This is a genomic window from Amycolatopsis sp. NPDC114505 (assembly GCF_055633615.1).
In genome coordinates this window covers 2,192,704-2,209,486 of sequence record NZ_JBVKDV010000002.1, presented here as the reverse complement: position 1 = coordinate 2,209,486, position 16,783 = coordinate 2,192,704, and the positions used below count along the sequence as shown (strand labels likewise).

12 protein-coding genes and 1 pseudogene are annotated in these 16,783 nt (G+C 72.6%); 8 read left to right on the top strand and 5 right to left on the bottom strand.

Annotated elements, in window-relative coordinates; all coding sequences use genetic code 11:
• Window positions 1–36: 36 nt before the first annotated feature.
• Both ACZ7OU_RS28295 and ACZ7OU_RS28290 read right to left on the bottom strand, forming a co-directional pair.
• A complete protein-coding gene (locus ACZ7OU_RS28295; RefSeq protein WP_470257445.1) occupies window positions 37–1,434 on the bottom strand; it encodes an MFS transporter in 1,398 nt (465 codons plus the stop codon).
• On the bottom strand, window positions 1,431–3,422 hold the full coding sequence (locus tag ACZ7OU_RS28290; RefSeq protein ID WP_470257444.1) for an MMPL family transporter: 1,992 nt from the start codon (window positions 3,420–3,422) through the stop codon (window positions 1,431–1,433). Before ACZ7OU_RS28290 ends, ACZ7OU_RS28295 begins: the two co-directional genes overlap by 4 nt.
• A gap of 260 nt (window positions 3,423–3,682) precedes the next feature.
• Here ACZ7OU_RS28290 and ACZ7OU_RS28285 point away from each other — a divergent pair, with 260 nt between their 5' ends.
• The 6 genes from ACZ7OU_RS28285 to ACZ7OU_RS28260 all read left to right on the top strand — a co-directional run bounded on the left by ACZ7OU_RS28285 (window position 3,683) and on the right by ACZ7OU_RS28260 (window position 11,076).
• Window positions 3,683–4,918, top strand: coding sequence for a PucR-like N-terminal domain-containing protein (locus ACZ7OU_RS28285; RefSeq protein WP_470257443.1), 1,236 nt, complete (start codon window positions 3,683–3,685; stop codon window positions 4,916–4,918).
• A 68-nt stretch (window positions 4,919–4,986) separates the two neighbouring features.
• Window positions 4,987–6,009 carry an aldose epimerase family protein gene (locus tag ACZ7OU_RS28280; protein WP_470257442.1) on the top strand — a complete coding sequence of 341 codons (1,023 nt, stop codon included), beginning with the start codon at window positions 4,987–4,989 and terminating at the stop codon, window positions 6,007–6,009.
• 342 nt (window positions 6,010–6,351) lie between these two features.
• Complete coding sequence (locus tag ACZ7OU_RS28275; RefSeq protein ID WP_470257441.1) at window positions 6,352–7,065, top strand: transporter substrate-binding domain-containing protein; 714 nt, start codon at window positions 6,352–6,354, stop codon at window positions 7,063–7,065.
• 117 nt (window positions 7,066–7,182) lie between these two features.
• Complete coding sequence (locus ACZ7OU_RS28270) at window positions 7,183–8,766, top strand: AMP-binding protein (RefSeq protein WP_470257440.1); 1,584 nt, start codon at window positions 7,183–7,185, stop codon at window positions 8,764–8,766.
• Between the two features lie 435 nt (window positions 8,767–9,201).
• Window positions 9,202–10,296 carry a J domain-containing protein gene (locus ACZ7OU_RS28265; protein WP_470257439.1) on the top strand — a complete coding sequence of 365 codons (1,095 nt, stop codon included), beginning with the start codon at window positions 9,202–9,204 and terminating at the stop codon, window positions 10,294–10,296.
• Between the two features lie 153 nt (window positions 10,297–10,449).
• Window positions 10,450–11,076, top strand: a complete 627-nt coding sequence (locus ACZ7OU_RS28260; protein WP_470237047.1) for a LysE family transporter — start codon at window positions 10,450–10,452, stop codon at window positions 11,074–11,076.
• Window positions 11,077–11,122: 46 nt separating this feature from the next.
• Here ACZ7OU_RS28260 and ACZ7OU_RS28255 read toward each other — a convergent pair whose 3' ends face one another.
• Window positions 11,123–13,582, bottom strand: coding sequence for a M14 family zinc carboxypeptidase (locus ACZ7OU_RS28255; RefSeq protein WP_470238976.1), 2,460 nt, complete (start codon window positions 13,580–13,582; stop codon window positions 11,123–11,125).
• A gap of 209 nt (window positions 13,583–13,791) precedes the next feature.
• Here ACZ7OU_RS28255 and ACZ7OU_RS28250 point away from each other — a divergent pair, with 209 nt between their 5' ends.
• Window positions 13,792–14,442 carry a DUF998 domain-containing protein gene (locus ACZ7OU_RS28250; protein WP_470257438.1) on the top strand — a complete coding sequence of 217 codons (651 nt, stop codon included), beginning with the start codon at window positions 13,792–13,794 and terminating at the stop codon, window positions 14,440–14,442.
• Here ACZ7OU_RS28250 and ACZ7OU_RS28245 read toward each other — a convergent pair.
• Complete coding sequence (locus tag ACZ7OU_RS28245; RefSeq protein WP_470257437.1) at window positions 14,430–15,287, bottom strand: LysR family transcriptional regulator; 858 nt, start codon at window positions 15,285–15,287, stop codon at window positions 14,430–14,432. The genes ACZ7OU_RS28250 and ACZ7OU_RS28245 overlap by 13 nt on opposite strands.
• Window positions 15,288–15,355: 68 nt before the next feature.
• On the opposite strand from ACZ7OU_RS28245, the gene ACZ7OU_RS28240 reads away from it, so the two are divergent.
• A complete protein-coding gene (locus ACZ7OU_RS28240; protein WP_470257436.1) occupies window positions 15,356–16,324 on the top strand; it encodes an EamA family transporter in 969 nt (322 codons plus the stop codon).
• Between the two features lie 46 nt (window positions 16,325–16,370).
• Here the strand turns inward: ACZ7OU_RS28240 and ACZ7OU_RS28235 are convergent.
• Window positions 16,371–16,739: pseudogene (locus tag ACZ7OU_RS28235) on the bottom strand (ester cyclase); the annotation flags it as partial.
• Window positions 16,740–16,783 lie beyond the last annotated feature (44 nt).

Below are 16,783 nucleotides of genomic sequence, written 5' to 3'. Positions count from 1 at the left end.
CAATCAAGGGAATTCCGATGCTCACCGGCACACGGATTACGGCACCGCGCGTTTGTCACGCGGCGACGAGGTCACCGCGGACGGACTCCTCAACACGCGCACGGCCAGCAGCGCGCCGGTGAGCGTCAGCCCGGCCGCGGCGAGGAGCCCGGCGGTGTAGCCCGCGGCCAGCGCCGGCCCCGGCGTCGCGCCCGCGTCGAGCCGCACCGCCCGGACCATCGTCAGCACCGCGCCGATCAGCGCGACACCGAGCGCGCTCGACAGCTCGCGCGACGCCGTGAGCAGCCCGGATGCCAAGCCGGATCGCCGTTCGGCCACGACTTCCAGCGCGTGCGAAGTCAACGGCGTCGTGAACGCCGAACCGGCCCCGATCAGCACCAGCCCCGGCACCCGCGGGGCGATCGCCGGGACGTGGTTCACCATGGCGAGGGCGAGCAGTCCGCCGGCGACCACGGCGAGCCCGGCCGCGACCGTCCGGTGTGGACCGACCCGCGCCACCGTCCACGGGACCAGCGGCGTCGCGGCCACCACCGCGACCGCGACCAGCGCCAGCGGCAACCCCGCCGCGACCGGGTCGAGGCCGAGGAACTCCTGGTGCAGCAAGGGGGTGAAGAAGACGATGCCCGAGATCCCGAGGCCCCACAGCACTTGCACGGCGAGCGAGCCCGCGAACACCCGGTTGCCGGTCAGGTCCGCCGGCACCAGCCGATCGCGCGCGCGACGTTCCCGGAGCACGAAGGCCACGCCGAGCGCGGTGCCCGCGACGAGCAGGACGATCCCGGTCCGCGCGTCCTCGCCCAGTTCGACGAGCGCCGCGGTGAGCAGGACCAGGCTCGCCGTCACGACCGCCATCGCCCCGACGGCCGGGCGCGGCCCGGGCGGTTCGCGGCCGGCCGGCACCGTCCCCGGCAGCAGGGCGAGCATCGCTGCCACGAACGGCAGGTTGACGAAGAAGATCCAGGCCCAGCCGAGGTATTCGCTCAGCAGCCCGCCGAGCGCCGGACCCAGCGCGAGCGCGGCGGCCAGGCACGCGGTCCACACGGCGGCGGCGAGCGTCCGGCCCCGCGCGTCGAGGTTCGAGCGCAGCAGGCTCAGCAGGCCGGGCACCAGGAACGCGGCGGCCGCGCCCTGCAGCACGCGGGCGGCGACGAGCAGCCCGACCGAGCCGGCCAGCCCACCGGCGGCCGCGCCGATCCCGAACGCGAGCAGCCCGGCCAGCAGTGCCGGGCGACGGCCCCAGCGGTCGATCAGCGTGCCCGCCACCAGGAGCAGGCCGGCGAACGGGAGCATGTAGCCGAGGGCGACCCATGACAGCGTCCCGAGATCCAGCCCGAGGTCGCGGGCGATCGAGGGCGCGCCGGCCGCGACGATGGTGTTGTCGAGGGTCGTGACGAACGCGCCGAGCGCGATCAGCACCAGGGTCCGCCGGGTCATCGCGCGCTCCCGGCCAGTTCGCGGGCGGCCGGAACGCGCGAGCGCCGCGGGAACCACCAGTTGGCTTCGCCGAGCCACGCCATCACCGCCGGGACCAGCACGCACCGGACGACGACCGCGTCGAGGAGCACCGCGGCGGTCAGCCCCACCCCGGCCTCGCGCACGACGCGGGCGTCCACGAAGGCGAACGCCACGAACACCAGCGCCATGATCAGCGCGGCCGCGGTGATGGTCCGGCCGGTCGCCGCGATGCCGTCGACGACCGCGGCCCGCGTGTCACCGCGGCGGCGCCACGCCTCCTGGATGCGCGCGATGAGGAAGACCTCGTAGTCCATCGACAGGCCGAACAGCCCGGCGAAGAGGAACACCGGCAGGTACGGCTCGATCGGGCCGCCGAAGGCGAACACGACCACGCCCGTCGTCGCGGCCGCGGTCAGCAGGTTCATCACCGCCGCCGTCAGCGGGATCGCCACGCTGCGGAACACCCAGGCGAGCAGCAGCACCGAGATGCCGACGACGCTGAAGAGGAACAGCGGGAGCCGCGCGGTGATGGCCGCGGAGAAGTCGGCCCGGGCCGCGACGAGCCCGCCGACGTGCGTGTCCGGGCCGGCGATCGTCGTGGCCATCGCGCGGGTCCAGGCCAGCAGCTCGCCGGTGGCCGGGTCGCCGGGCGCGGTGCGCGGGGTGACCGTGAGCAGCCAGCCGCCGGGCAGCGTCGCGGGCGGGCCGACGTCGGCGTGGGCGAGCAGTGCCTCGCGCAGCGTGCCCTGTGCCGCGTCGCCCGGGCCCGCCACCAGCAGCGGAGCGTCGGCACCCGGGCCGAAGCCGTCGTGCGAGAGCTCGGCGGCGGTCCGCGTGATGCTGCCGGGCGGGTCGAGGGCGGCGTCCGGGACGCCGAGGCGCAGGCCGGTCATCGGCAGCGCGAGCACGGCCACGACCAGCAGCGCGGCGAGCGTGTACGGGCCCGGCCGGCCGGTCACCGACCGCGCGAGCCGGGCCCAGCGGCGGCCGCTCCCCTCCGCCGGGATCCGCATCCGCGCGGCGACCGGCCGCAGCAACGCGGGCAGCAGGGTGAGCGCCGCCAAGGCGGTGAGCAGCACGGAAACCGCCGCGGCGACGGCGATCCCGTCGAGGAACGCCAAGCCGACGGTCAGCATCCCGGCCAGCGAGACGCAGACGGTGATCCCGGCGAAGACCACGCTGCGGCCCGACGTCGCCGCCGCGACGGCCAGCGCCCGCGCGGGTTCCGCGCCTTCGCGGCGGCCCTGCCGGAAGCGGGTGAGCACGAACAGCGCGTAGTCGACGCCGACCCCGAGGCCCAGCAGTGCGGCGATCTCCGTGCTGATCTTCGGGACGGTCATGACGTGCGACAGCAGCGTGACCACGGCCAATGCGCAGCCGACGGACACCGACGCGGTGAGGACCGGGAGCAGGACGCACGCCGCCGAACGGAACGTCACCAGCAGCACGAGGGCCGCGGCGAGCAGGCCGAACGCGGCGTTGCCCAGGTCCGGCGCGGCCGCCGTCATCGCGGCGAGCTCCCCCGACGCCCCGGCGGTGAGGTCGCCGGCGTCCCGGACGACGTCGGCGAAGGCGTCCGCCGTGCCCTGGCCGAGGTCGGCGGCGGGCGCGTCGAACCGGACGGGCAGGACCGCCGTCCGCCGGTCGTCCGACACCTCGCCCGGCAGCGGGCCGACGGCCACGACGTGCGGTAACGCCGCCAGCCGGGCGGCGAAGGCGTCGAGCCGGGCGCGGCCGGTGCCGGTGTCGACGGGGCCGTCCGGCACGCGGACGACGACGCGTTCCGCGGTGCCGGTGCCGTGCAGCAGCCGGGCGGCGGCGGTGCTGTCCGCGGCCGGCAGGTCGACCGTGTCGCGGAAGTCCGCGCCGATGTGCACGACGGCCGCGACGAGCCCCGCCAGCGCGGCCAGCCACACCGCGACCACCACGCCGGACCAGCGGAAAGACCACGAAACGACGGCCGTCATCCCGCTCTCCTTCCGCAACCGATTGTTGATCACGCTAACAACGGAATGGTCCGCGAAGATACGGGCCGGGAACACAAATCCCATTTCGGAAACCCTTGCGGCCGTGAGTGTTCTCCCCGCTTGTCGACCGTGTGACAAAGACGTGTGCGACCCTTGGTCCCGGCATGACAGAACCGGGTCCGGACGCAGGCCCGGCGGTTGCCAATCTCGTTTTCGTGTGCGTTCATGACCTTCGCGACGATGCGGAAAAAGGGGTGGCCATGACCCGGACGATCACCGTCCCGCACCCCCGCGGCACCGGCCGGGCCCACCAGCTCTGGGGCTCGCTGCCCACCGAGCTCGCGCGGCGGTTCCGGCCGCACGCGGACCCGCTCGCCCGGCGGATCCTCGAAGAGATCCAGCGGGCCGTGCCCGAGTACGCCAAGCCCCTGGAGGGCGAGTTCGGGAAGATGATCGTGCTGGCGATCGAGCAGGCGGTGCTCAGCTGCATCGACAGCATCGACGCGGCACCGTCCACAGAGGACAACTGGCCGAAGTTGTTCCGGGAGGTCGGAAAGCGCGTTCACCACGACGGTGGCAGCCTGAACTCACTCCAGGCCGCCTACCGCGCTGGCGGGCGCGCGGCGTGGCGGTACGTGGCGGAGCTGGGCCAGGCCCACCGCTTCCCGGCGGCCGTGCTGTGCGTCGGCGCGGAGGCGATCTTCGCTTATGTGGAAGAGATTTCGTCCCACTCGGTCGAGGGGTACACGCTGGCGCAGGCGATGGCGACCGGCACGCTCGAACGCCGTCGCCGCCGGCTGCTCGAGCTCCTCCTGGCCAGCCCGCCGTCGTCCCCGGCGACGATCGCGACGATGGCGAAGGCCGCGAAGTGGACCATGCCGGAGTGGGTCACGGTCGTCGCGCTCGACCCGCGCAGCGAGCAGCACCTGACGCCCGCCCCGCAGGTCGCCGACGACGTCCTGCTCGACCTCGAAGGCACCGAGCCCTGCCTGCTGACCCCGAACCCGGACCGCGACCTGCGGGGCCTCGAAGGCCGGCTGCCGGGCTGGCGCGCGGCCGTCGGCCCCCGGGTCCGGCCGGCCGACGCGGCGACGTCGGCACTGTGGGCGCGGCGAACGTTGGATCTCGTCCGCCGCGGCCTGCTCGGGGACCAGGCGGTGACGCACACGGCCGACCACCTGGCGACGCACTGGCTGCTGCTGGACCGGTTCCTGCTCGACCAGCTGTCGGCGAAGACCCTGGCGCCGTTCGCGGGCCTGACGGTGAAGCAGCAGGTCCGTCTCGCGGAGACGTTGCTGAGCTGGCTGGAGCACAACGGGAACACGCCGGACATCGCGCAGGCGCTGGGCGTCCACCCGCAGACGGTCCGCTACCGCGTCAGCCAGCTGAGCGGCCTCTTCGGCGACCGGCTGAGCGATCCGGCGCAGCGGCTGGAGATCCAGATGGCCCTGCGGGCGCACCAACTGCTGGGCACGCCGCCGCCGGGCGAGCACTGACCCTTGACCGTGCGGTGCGTCCTCCCGCATGCTGTTAGCGCTAACAGCGTTGGCGGAGGGGCCTGTCGATGACGCACACCGAACTCACCCGCGAGTTCTTCGGCCGCGTCGGCGACACCGACGTCCACCGCTACACGCTGTCCCGGCCCGGCGGGCTCACGGTCCGCGTGCTCGACTACGGCGGCGTCATCCAGTCGGTCGAGACCCCGGACGGCACCGACGTCGTCCTGGGCTACCCGGACCTCGAGGGGTACGTGGCGAACAACCGGCCGGGCGCGGCCCGGGTGTTCCTGGGCGCGCTGATCGGCCGCTTCGCCAACCGCATCGCGGGCGGCACGTTCGCCCTCGACGGCATCCTGCATCGCGTGCCGGTGAACGACGGGAAGAACAGCCTGCACGGCGGCCCGTCCGGGTTCGACACGAGGGTGTGGTCGGCAACCCCGCTCCCGGACGGAGTCCGGCTGACGCTGGTAAGCCCGAACGGCGACCAGGGCTACCCCGGCCGGCTCACGACGGAGGTGACGTACCGCCTCGACGCGCGGCTGCACCTGACGTACCACGCGACGACGGACGCACCGACGGTGGTCAACCTGACGAACCACACGTACTGGAACCTGGCGGGCGCCGGGCCGGTGTACGACCACACGCTGTCGATCGCGGCGCAGTCGTACTGCCCGACGGACGAGAACCTGATCCCGGCCGGCGGCCCGGTGCCGGTCATCGGGACCCCGTTCGACTTCCGCAGGTCGTCGGCGATCGGCGCCCGGATCGGCGATCCCGACCCGCAGCTGGTGATCGGGGGTGGTTACGACCACAACTGGGTCCTCGACGAGGGGGCGCCGTTCGCCGCGCGGGCTTGGGAGCCGACGTCCGGCCGGTTGCTGACGATGTGGACTACTGAGCCGGGTCTGCAGTTTTATTCGGGTAACTACCTCGGTACTCCCGGCGCGGGGTTCGCGCTGGAGGCTCAGCACTTTCCGGATTCGCCGAACCGGCCGGACTTCCCGAGCACGGTGCTCCGGCCGGGCGAGGTTTATCACCAGGAGACGGTCTTCGAGCTGGGAACGACGGATCGGCCGCCGGTGGGGTGAGCGAGGTTCGCCGCGCCCGGTCGGCCGGTGGTGTGAGCAATGCTCGCCGCACCGGTTGTGTGGGCGACCCCGCGCCCGGCCGGCTGCGCGAGCGACTTTCGCCGCGCCGGGCGACGTGGCGAACGCGACTTTCGCCGCGGCGGCCGGCCGGGTGAGCACTGCTCGCCGCGCCGAGTGCCGCGACGAACCTGCGCCGCCCAACCGGTGGTGTGAGCAACGCCCGCAGCGCCGGGTGGTGTGGCTGACCTGCGGCCGGTCGGCTGCGCGAGCGGCTTTCGCCACGTGGTGGCGTGAGTGACACTCGGGCGCCTGGTGCTGGTTGCGTCGTTACCCTCGCCCCTCATGGGAGATCTTTCCGCTGACCTCGCGCCCACCGGGGTGCTGCGTGCCGCCGTCAATCTTGGGAATCCGGTGCTTGCCCACGGGACTCCGGATGCGCCCGGGGGTGTCACCGTCGACCTTGCGCGTGAGGTTGCCGCGCGGCTGGGTGTGCCCGTCGAGTTTGTCTGCTTTGATGCCGCACGGAAGTCCTTCGAGGCGCTGACCTCGGGTGCCGCCGATCTCTGTTTTCTGGCGATCGAGCCGGCGCGGGCGGCCTCGGTGGCCTTCACCGCTCCCTATGTCGTCATCGAAGGTGTGTACGTCGTTCCGGACGATTCGCGCTTCCGCTCACCTGCGGACGTCGATCGGCCGGGCGTTCGGATCGGGGTGAAGGAAGGGTCGGCCTACGACCTCTTCCTGACGCGGACCCTCGCGCACGCGACGATCGTGCGTGGCTCGGACGGGGTCGTCGCCTTCGAAGAGCAGGGCCTGGACGTCGCTGCCGGGATTCGGCAGCCGATGACCGCCTATGTCTCCGCGCATCCCGGCATGCGGGTCGTTCCGGAACGGTTCATGCAGATCCAGCAGGCCGTCGGGACCACGCCGGCGCGGCAGCCTTCGACCGTCGCCTTCCTGCGTGAGCTGGTCGAAGAGCTCAAGGCGAACGGCTTCGTCGCCGACGCGTTGCGCCGCGCCAACCAGCCGGATGCCACCGTCGCGCCGCCCGCGGGGTGAAGTCACGGCGTGGTATCGCTTCTTCCTCGCCGCCGTCATCGGTGCGGCATAGCGTCTTCTCGACGGTCGCAACGAGTGCTACGTTTCCTAGGGTCGAAGTCGATCCGAGGAGCTGCGATGAGGCTTACTCCCAGCGCTCACACCGACTCGTTCTGCCGTGACCGGTTGCCGCCCGGGGAGCAGTGGCCGCGGCTCGTCTTCGACCTCCCCGAGCTGCACTACCCCGACCGGCTCAACGCCGCCACCGCCCTGCTCGACGGCGCCGTCGAGCGCTTCGGCGCCGAGCGGCCCTGCCTGCACTCGCTCGACGAGACCTGGACCTACGGCGACGTGCTCGCGCGCGCCAACCGGATCGCGCGCGTCCTCACCGACGAACTCGGGGTCGCCCCCGGGAACCGCGTGCTGCTGCGCGGCACCAACACGCCGTGGCTGGCGGCCTGCTGGCTGGGCGTCCTCAAAGCCGGCGCGGTCGCCGTCTCCACGATGCCGATGCTGCGCCGCCACGAGCTCGACAAGATCGTCGAGCGGGCCCGGCCGGCCGTCGCCCTGTGCGACGAGCGCCTGCTCGACGAGCTGCCACCCGGGCTGCCCGCCGTCTCCTACGGCACCGACCTCGCCGGACGCTGCGCGCGGCACCCGGCGACCTTCGACGACGTGCCGACCGCCGCCGACGACGTCGCCCTGCTCGCCTTCACCTCGGGCACCACCGGGACCCCCAAGGCGACGATTCACTTCCATCGCGACCTGCTCGCCATCGCCGACACGTTCTCCCGGCACGTCCTGCGGCCCACCGCGGACGACCTCTTCTGCGGCACCCCTCCCCTCGCGTTCACCTTCGGCCTCGGTGGCCTCCTCGTCTTCCCGCTGCACGCCGGCGCGTCCGTGCTCCTCCTGGAGCGCGCCACACCCCGGGAGCTGGCCTCGATCGTCGCCGAGCGGTCGGTGACCGTGCTGTTCACGGCGCCGACCGCCTACCGCGCGATCCTCGGCTCCGGCGACGGCCCTCTCCTCAAAGGCGTGCGCCGAGCCGTCTCCGCCGGCGAGGCGTTGCCCGCCACCGTCGCCGAGCGGTACCGCGACCTCGTCGGCCGCCCGCTCATCGACGGCATCGGCAGCACGGAGATGCTGCACGTGTTCATCTCCGCGGCCGACGACGCCGCCCGCCCGGGCACGACCGGCACCGTCGTCCCCGGGTTCCGCGCCGCCGTCCTGGACATCGACGGCTCGCCCGTGCCCGACGGCACCCCCGGGCTGCTCGCCGTTCAGGGCCCCACCGGCTGCCGCTACCTCGAGGACCCGCGACAGGCCGACTACGTCCGCGACGGCTGGAACATCACCGGCGACACCTACCTCCGGGAACCCGACGGCTACTTCCGGTTCGTGGCGCGCAGCGACGACATGATCGTCTCCTCCGGTTACAACATCGCCGCTCCCGAGGTCGAAGAGGTGCTGCTGAGCCACCCGGACGTCGACGAGTGCGCGGTCGTCGGCACGCCCGATCCGGACCGGGGCGCCGTCGTGACCGCCTTCGTCGTGCCGCGACAAGGCGTCACCGCGGGTCCGGACCTCGTGCACGCCCTGCAGGAGCACGCCAAAGCCGTTGCGGCGCCGTACAAGTACCCGCGCCGGGTGCGGTTCATCGACGCGCTGCCGCGCAACGCGAGCGGGAAGCTGCAGCGCTTCCTGCTGCGCGAGCGGTGACGGGGGTGACGGGCCCGCTGCCGAGGTGGGGTGGCGGTGGGCCCGTCACGTCTGGGGAGTGCCGTGGACATGCCTCCATCCTAGCCGCGGATTCGAACACCTGTTCCCCTCCCTTTGGGTGAAATCCGGCTACGAAACGTCACCGCGATCCCGATGTTTCGCGCCGCGACAACACTTCCGGGTGATGCAAAGTCCTCAATGGACACTCGCGGACCACGGCAAACGCGCCGGAACCCCCGTCCGGAGCCCCGTCACGCGCCCCCTCGGCGTCGCCGAACCGGGTGTGCGAATCGCCCGCCGTCGGCGATAGAACTCCTGACACCGCACTGACCTGCGCCGGAGGAGGATCACCCCGACGCGCCGCCGAGGCGGTGGCCGGCCCGGAAACCCGGTCCCATAAAGTCTTCGCGCAGCCATCCGGAGGTGAACGCCCGCGTGCCCGAGGTCGACTACTACGAGGTGCTCGGCGTCCGCCGAACCGCCACGGCGGCCGACGTCAAGACGGCCTACCGCCGGCTGGCGAAGACCATGCACCCCGACGGCGGCGGGACCGTCGGCACGTTCCGGCTGCTCCGCGAGGCCTACGACGTCCTGAGCGATCCCGTCGCCCGGGCGCGCTACGACTCCGGCGGCGCGACCGTGGTGGCCGTGCCGGTCCGGCCGCGGGCCCGGCGGCGCTTCGGGGACGAGCCCGGGTTCGTCCCCGACCTGCCCGACCTGGACGCCGAAGACCTGAGCTGGTGGCACTTCGCCGGCGAGGACACGCGGATGCGTCACGGCCGCCGTCGCGGGCCCGGGCACACGCCGGTGGTCGCCGCGGTCGGCGGGATGGTGCTCGTGCTGCTGCCGCTGGTCAGCGGGGTGGGGTTCAGCACGCCGGTGCTCATCGTCTGGCTGCTGCTGACCGCCGGCACCGCGCTGCTGGTCCAGCGCCTGGCCCGCGGGTACCTGCGGGCGAACAAGGCGCGCGACGCGTACGCGGAGGAGTTCGGCGGGCGCACCGTGTTCGGGTCGCCCGGCACCGAGCGCGACGAGCTGGCCGAGCGGCTCACCGCCGACCTGCTCGAGACCTACCTGACGCGGCTGCCCGGCGCGCGGATCTTCCACGGGCTCGCGTGGCCGGGCTCGGTGTTCGCCGACGTCGACCACGCGGTGCTGTGCGGGAAGCGCCTGGTGCTGATCGAGTCGAAGCTGTGGCTGCCCGGCCACTACGAGACGGCCGACGACGGCAGGCTGCTGCGCAACGGCCGCCCGTTCCGCGGCGGCGGCAGCCGGCTGGCCGAGAGCCTCGCCGCCTACCGCGACCTGCTGCCGGGCGTGGCGCTGCGCGGCGCGATGATCGTGTACCCGAGCCGCAGCGGCGACCTGACCACGGCCGACCCGGGCGACCTGCCCGCGGCGCCGATGACGCCGGAGGAGTTCCTGCACGAGATCGGCGAGTGGCTCGCCGCCGACCCGTCCACAGTGGACCACCAGGCGCTGCGGACGATGCGTGACCAGGTGGTCGGCGGGGGCGGCCGGGCGGCGTGACCTCCGGCGTTCGTCGGAGCTGAGTGGGCCGGGCGGGGTTGTCCGAGGTGACCGGGCCCCGTTCACCGGGCACGGAGCCGGCAGGACCGCAAGGCGCGGTGCCCCTTGCCAGGCCGGGGCGGGCGCTGCCGGCCGCCGTGTCAGGCTGAACCTGTGACCCCCGCTGCCACCCTGGGGACCGTGCTGCTGGCCTACCTTCCCGCGGCCGTCTCCCCCGGGCCCAACTTCGTGCTCATCGCGCACACCGCCGCGGCCGGGAGCCGGCGGGCCGCGGTGGCCGTCGCGGTCGGGGTCGTCGCCGCCGGTGGGGTGCTGGCCGCCGTTGCCGTCTTCGGGCTGGGCAGTCTGCTGGCTCGGGCGCCCTGGCTGGCCGCCGGCCTGCGCGTCGTCTGCGGTGGCTATCTCGCCTGGCTCGGCGTGCGGCTGTGGCTGCGGGCCCGCCGACCGGAAGCCGCGGAGGAGACGGCGAACCACGAACCCGTCACGCAAAATCCGAACCACTTCCGCCGCGGCGTGGTCAGCAACCTGACCAACCCGAAAGCCGCCGCGTTCTTCGGCAGTGTTCTCACGGCCACACTCCCGCCGACCGAACCCACCGCCGTCAAAGCCGCGGCCGTCGCGCTCATCCTCCTCGTCTCGACGGCCTGGCACCTCAGCGTCGCCCTGCTGTTCTCCGCCCCCGCCACCCGGCGCTGGTACGCGTACGCCAAACCCACCCTCGACCGCGTCGTCGGCACCATCCTCGTGGCCCTCGGCGTCACCCTCGCCGCAACGCCGTGAGGGCCTCCCCGCCGAAGCGAGAAGGCCCTCACTAACTAAAACCCAACTACCGGGTCCCGCCCGAAGCGCGCTGCTTCTGCGCGTGCGCGGAACGGGTGCAGACCTCGCCGACGTCGACCGTCTGGCCGCGGTCGGCGTACACGTCCGCCACGCCCACGAGCTGGCCCTTCGGCGACGTGCAGGTCAGCTGGTAGGCCTCCTTCGGCCCGTACGTCGGCGGGATCGGCGACGCGAACGACACGTCTCCCGTCCAGTCGTCGACCGTGGCCGGGTCGGCCTGGTCGTAGTTGACCACCACGGCGCGGTAGTCGCCGGCCGGCGGGTCGAACAGCACGGCGTGCTCGGACGTCGTGCCGCCGTTCGCCGACGAGCTGACCTGGTTGCCCGCCGCGTCGTAGATGAACAGGTCCCAGTCGGTGGCCGTGCTGGCCCAGTTGATGTTCACGCTGAACTTCCCGTTGTCGACCTGGGGCAGGCCGTTGACGTGGAAGGTGAACGAGTCACCCGCCGGGTCGACCGGGTAGTTCTGGTTGATCGGCGGCACGCCGGCCGGGTTGGTCACCGCTTGACCCTGCTGCGCCGGGCCCTGCGGGTCGCGCCCGTAGCGGCCCGCCACGTACGGCCGGGTCGACGGGTTGACCGACCAGGCGAACCGTCCGCCGGTGGTCGTGAACTTCGAGTCGAGGTTGTCGGTGACGTAGATCGGCGGCTTGGTGGAGCCGTCGGGCTGGATCACCGGCGACGTCGGCGTCTGGAACGTCTTGTGCAGCTTGAGCTGGTAGCCCTTCGGCGCCGAACCGATCAGCGTCGAGTGCTGCGCCGGGTCGGCCGCACTGCCCAGCTGGTCGAGCAGCGCCTGCCGGTTGCCGCCCTTGCCCGCCCCGGACGACGGCGCGAGGCCCTCGTACTCGGCGACGACGCTGTCGGCGTACGGGCCGTGGAAGCCGTTGCCGCCGACCTCGATGGTGAAGCCCCAGCCACCGGTGGCCCAGTACGACCAGTCTTCGGTGCTGCCGGTGGTGTCGTACAGCGCCCAGCTCGGCTGGCTGATGTAGCCGTTGCGCGACGCCATCTTGTCGCCGAGGGCCTTGTAGGCCGGCTCCTCCAGCGGCGGCCGGACGTCGGCCACGCCCGGCGGGCGCAGCACCAGCGCGGCGACGGTGTGCATCGTCATCAGGTTGGTCACCTGGCGCGAGGACACGATCGAGCGGACGTTGCGCACCTCGGGCTCGCTGAACGGCGCGGACCCGCGGAACGTGTCGCCGCTCCAGGCGATCTCGGCACCGGCGCCGCCCCAGAAGCCCGCGTAGTTGCGGTTCGGGTCGGTGCCGCGCAGGCGGCCGCCGGGGTTGGCCTTGCAGACGCCGGTGGCGTACTGCGGCGGCGAGTCGTTGACGTTGCAGTTCTTGCGCTTCATCTCGTAGTCGAACCGGGTGAAGTCGCCCTTGGGCTCGGCCTCGCGCGAGATCTCGAAGCCGTCCGGGTTGATGACCGGCACGACGATGTTGCGGGTCTTGCCGACGAGGCTGCGGATCGAGGCGTCGTGCGCGTAGCCGTTGATCAGCTCGTACGCCCACTCCATGACGTGCTCGGCGGCCGGCCACTCCCGGGCGTGGTGCACGCCCATCGTGAAGTTCACCGGCTTGCCGTCGGTGATGTTCTTGACGTCGGTGGCGATCTCGACGCCGACGACGTCGCGGCCTTCCCAGGTCGACTCGGGCATGGTGAACGCCGAGACGAGGCCGGGGTTCTTGCGGGCCAGCTCCTTCAGCTCGTAGTTGTAGTCGTAGAGGTGCCGGTAGCTGGTGCGCCCGGACGGCAGCGCCGAAGCGGCGGTCTTCGCGGCGTACTGGCGGTCGGTCTTCGCGTCCTGGACCGACTTGGCCGAGAGGTCGGCTTCGATCACCTTGGACTTGAAGCCGCTGTTCTTCAGCAGCTGGCGGTCGGCGTCGTCGGCGAGGACGACCTCGATCCCGGTCGCGTCACCCTTCTCGGTGACGTCGAGGCCGAGACCGGTCAGCTTGTTCTTGTCGGCGCGCGTCGGCGTCTCGACCCGGACCAGCTCCGCCTTCTGCGCGGTGGTCGGCGTGCCCTGCGGGGTCAGCGCGAGGAAGTCGACGCCGAGCTGGGCCCGGTCGGCCGAACCGCCGTAGCGGCAGCCCTGGACGACGAGCTCCTGGCCCTTCTTCACGAAGCTTTCGGCGAGCTCGTGGGTGCGCAACGCCGTGGAGGCGGCGACCACCGCACCCGTCGCCTTGTCGAACACGGCGACGTCCCAGTCGCCTTCGGCGCCCGAGGTCGGCTTCAGCCGGGCCTGGACGAGTCCGTCCACAGTGGACGTCAGCTCGCGGCGATCGGTGCCCGAGGTGCCCTTGGGCAGCACTTTCGCGAAGCACGAGCGTGGTACCGACTTGTCGGCACGCAGGATGTTCTGGGCCGCGCCGGCGGTACCGGCCGGTAACGTGACGAACGCCGCCGCCAGCGCCACGACCGAAGCCGCCAGCACCAGTCTTCTTGGTGAATTCCCCACAGGCAAAGACCTCCTTGAGCGAGGCCGGCACAGCACGGACGTACCGGTAGCGAGTGACCGTAATGGACGAAAACCGGCTACGGTAACCGCCGTAAGTCGTACAGCCTTGACCCCGTTTTCACACCAAGGTTCGCCCGAAAGAACCTTCACCGGGAGTTCAACCACCGGTCGGCTACTGTCGGTTCATGGTCACGGTCCCTGCGCGACGGACATCGCTCGCGGTCTCGCTCGGCGGGGTCGCCGCCCTCGTGATCGGTGCCGCGCTGGTCCTGCTGCTCCAGGTCATCCCGCCGACCGACCGGATCAGCGCGACCCGCCGCACGATCAGCGAATACGGCCTCTCGGACCACAAGTGGGTGTTCGACCTCGCGGTGATCCTGGTGGCGCTCGGTTCGGCGGCCGGGCTCGCGGTCCTGCACAGCCAGCGGCGGCTGCCCGTGCCCGCGGCCGTCCTGGGTACATTGTGGACGGTCGGACTGCTGGTCATCGTGGCTTTCCCGAAGCCGGACTGGGCCACGGTCGCGCGCTCGGACTTCGGCGGCACGCTGCACCGGATCGCGAGCGTCGTGGCTTTCGTGGCCCTCCCGCTGGCGGTGCTGGTCGCCGCGCGCACGGCGTTCCCGGGCTCCCCCGGCCGCCGGTGGCTGGCCCGCGTGCTCGCGATCGCGTCGCTGGGCTGGTTCGCGGTGATCCTGTGGGCCGTGGTGGTGGCCGCGGTCGACGGCGGCCGCTGGTGGACCATCATCCCGCTCGGCCTCGTCGAACGCGGGATGGCGCTGACCGAGCTGATCGCGCTGGGCGTCCTGCTCGCTCCGGCGCGTCCTCAGGAGCGGTAGAGCTCGGTCAGCAGGGCGGCGGCCAGGTGCGTCGCCGGGTGCGCGTCGCGGACGCGCCAGATCAGCCGGACCGGGATGCGGCCGGCGTCGCGCAGCGGCCGGTAGCGGATGCCGTCGCGCCGGTACTGCGCCGCGGTCGCTTCGGGCGTGACGCCGACGCAGCGCCCGGTCGCGATCGCCGCCAGCCAGTCGTCGATGTCGTGGGTGTACTCCACCGCCGGCCGGGCGTCCTCGGGCCACAGGTCCGGCGTGGTCGTGCCGGTGCGCCGGTCGACGACGAGCGTGCGGCCGCTCAGCTCGGCGAACGGGATCACGCGGCGCCGGGCCCACGGGTCGTCCGAAGCGAGCGCGACGCACCGGCCTTCGTGGCCGACGACCGTGTGGGCGTAGCGGCGGGTGTCGACGGCGGTGCGGACGACGGCCAGGTCGCAGCGCCCCTCGGCCAGGCCGCCGGTCGCCGTGTTGGTCCGCACCAGCTGCAGCTCGACGTCCGGGTACCGGTCCTGCCAGCGCCGCTGGAACTCCGCGGTGTGCCGGCCCACCGCCGACCACGCGTGCCCCAGCCGCAGCCGGGTGTGGCCGGTCGTGACCTCGTGGACCAGCGTTTCGGCGTCGGCCAGCAGGACCCGCGCCCGGGCGAGGACCGTGACCCCGGCCGTGGTGGGTTCGACGGTCCGGCTCGTGCGGTGCAGCAGCCGCACGCCCAGGACCCGCTCGAGCGCGAGCAGGGTCCGCGACACCGTCGCCTGGGAGACGCCGAGCTCGAGCGCGGCGTCGGTGAAGCTCCCGGCGTCCACCACCGCGACGAAGTGCCGCAGGTGGCGCAGCTCCAGCGAGGCATCCATGCGTTCAGCGTATAGCCGGCGTGTCGGATGCATTTTGCGTATGCCCCGCCGGCCTCGATAGTCGGGGCATGACGAGCGAAGGACGCCTGCGCGGGGCGGTACTGATGACGGGCAGCGGGCTGTCCAACCAGGTCGGGGCGTCGGTCGCGGCACTGGCCTTCCCGCAACTCGGGCCGGTCGGTGTCGTGGCCGTCCGCCAGTGGGTCGCGGCCGTGGTACTGCTGGCGACCGCACGACCGCGGCTGCGCGGGTTCACCGCCGCCCAGTGGCGGCTCGTCCTGGCCCTCGCGCTGGTGTTCGGGACGATGAACCTCTCGCTGTACAGCGCGGTCGACCGCGTCGGCCTCGGCCTGGCCGTCACCCTCGAGTTCCTGGGCCCGCTGGCCGTCGCCCTCGCCGGGTCACGGCGGCGGGGTGACCTGCTGTGCGCGCTGGTCGCGGCAGGGGCCGTCGTGGTCCTGGTTCGGCCGCGGCCCAGCACGGACTACCTCGGCATCGGCCTGGCGCTGCTCGCCGCCGCGTGCTGGGCGGCCTACATCCTGCTCAACCGCGAGGTCGGCGCCCGCATCCCCGGTATCGCGGGCTCGGCGGCGGCCGCGGGCGTGTCCGGGCTGGCCTACGTGCCGGTCGGCGTCTGGGCGATGATCGCGCACCGGCCCGAGCTCGGGGCGATCCTGGCCGCGGTGACCGCCGGCGTCCTGTCGTCGGCCGTCCCGATGCTGGCGGACCTGCTGACGCTGCGCAGCGTCCCGGCGCCGGTGTTCGGCACGGTGATGAGCGTGAACCCGGTCCTGGCGGCACTGGTCGGCTGGGTGGTCCTCGACCAGCGCCTCGACACGCTCGCGTGGGCGGCGATCGGCGTGATCGTCGCGGTCAACGTGTTCGCGGTGGTCAGACCTGCAGCGCCGGTTCCGTCGTCTCCGTCAGCCGAGGGTCCGGCTTCTCCCCCGACATCGCCAGGAAGCCCCGGGCCACCCACAGCAGCAGCGGCCAGTTCTTCGGCTTCTTCTTGTCCACCCCGCCGATCAGCTGCTTGAGCATCGAGAGCGTGTCGAAGTAGATGCGCTCGCACACGAGCTTTTCGTCGGCGTCGAACACGAAGTAGGCGGTCATGCGGACGCGGAAGCGGGACCCGGTCGCCGGGATGGCGCCGAACGGGCCGAGGTGCGTGCCCAGCAGCCAGAACTCGACGACGACCGCGTCGGCGCTGTGCCGCAGCGCGATCAGCTCGTGGTGCTGGTCGGGGAACGCGGTGCGGGTGTCCTGGTAGTAGCCGCGGACGGCGCCGTCGCCGTCGTGCACGGTCATCGTCGCGATGACCTCGTAGTGCGGGTGCGGGAACGTCGAGAGCGTGGCGTCCCAGTCCTGGGCCACCTCGTCGTGGAAGTGATCGAGCACTAGCTTCTGCCGGGCCGCGAGGACGTCGGGTGCGGGGATGTCGAACTCGGTCATCGGCGCTCCTTAAATCTACGACGTAGGTAATTCACGATAACCTA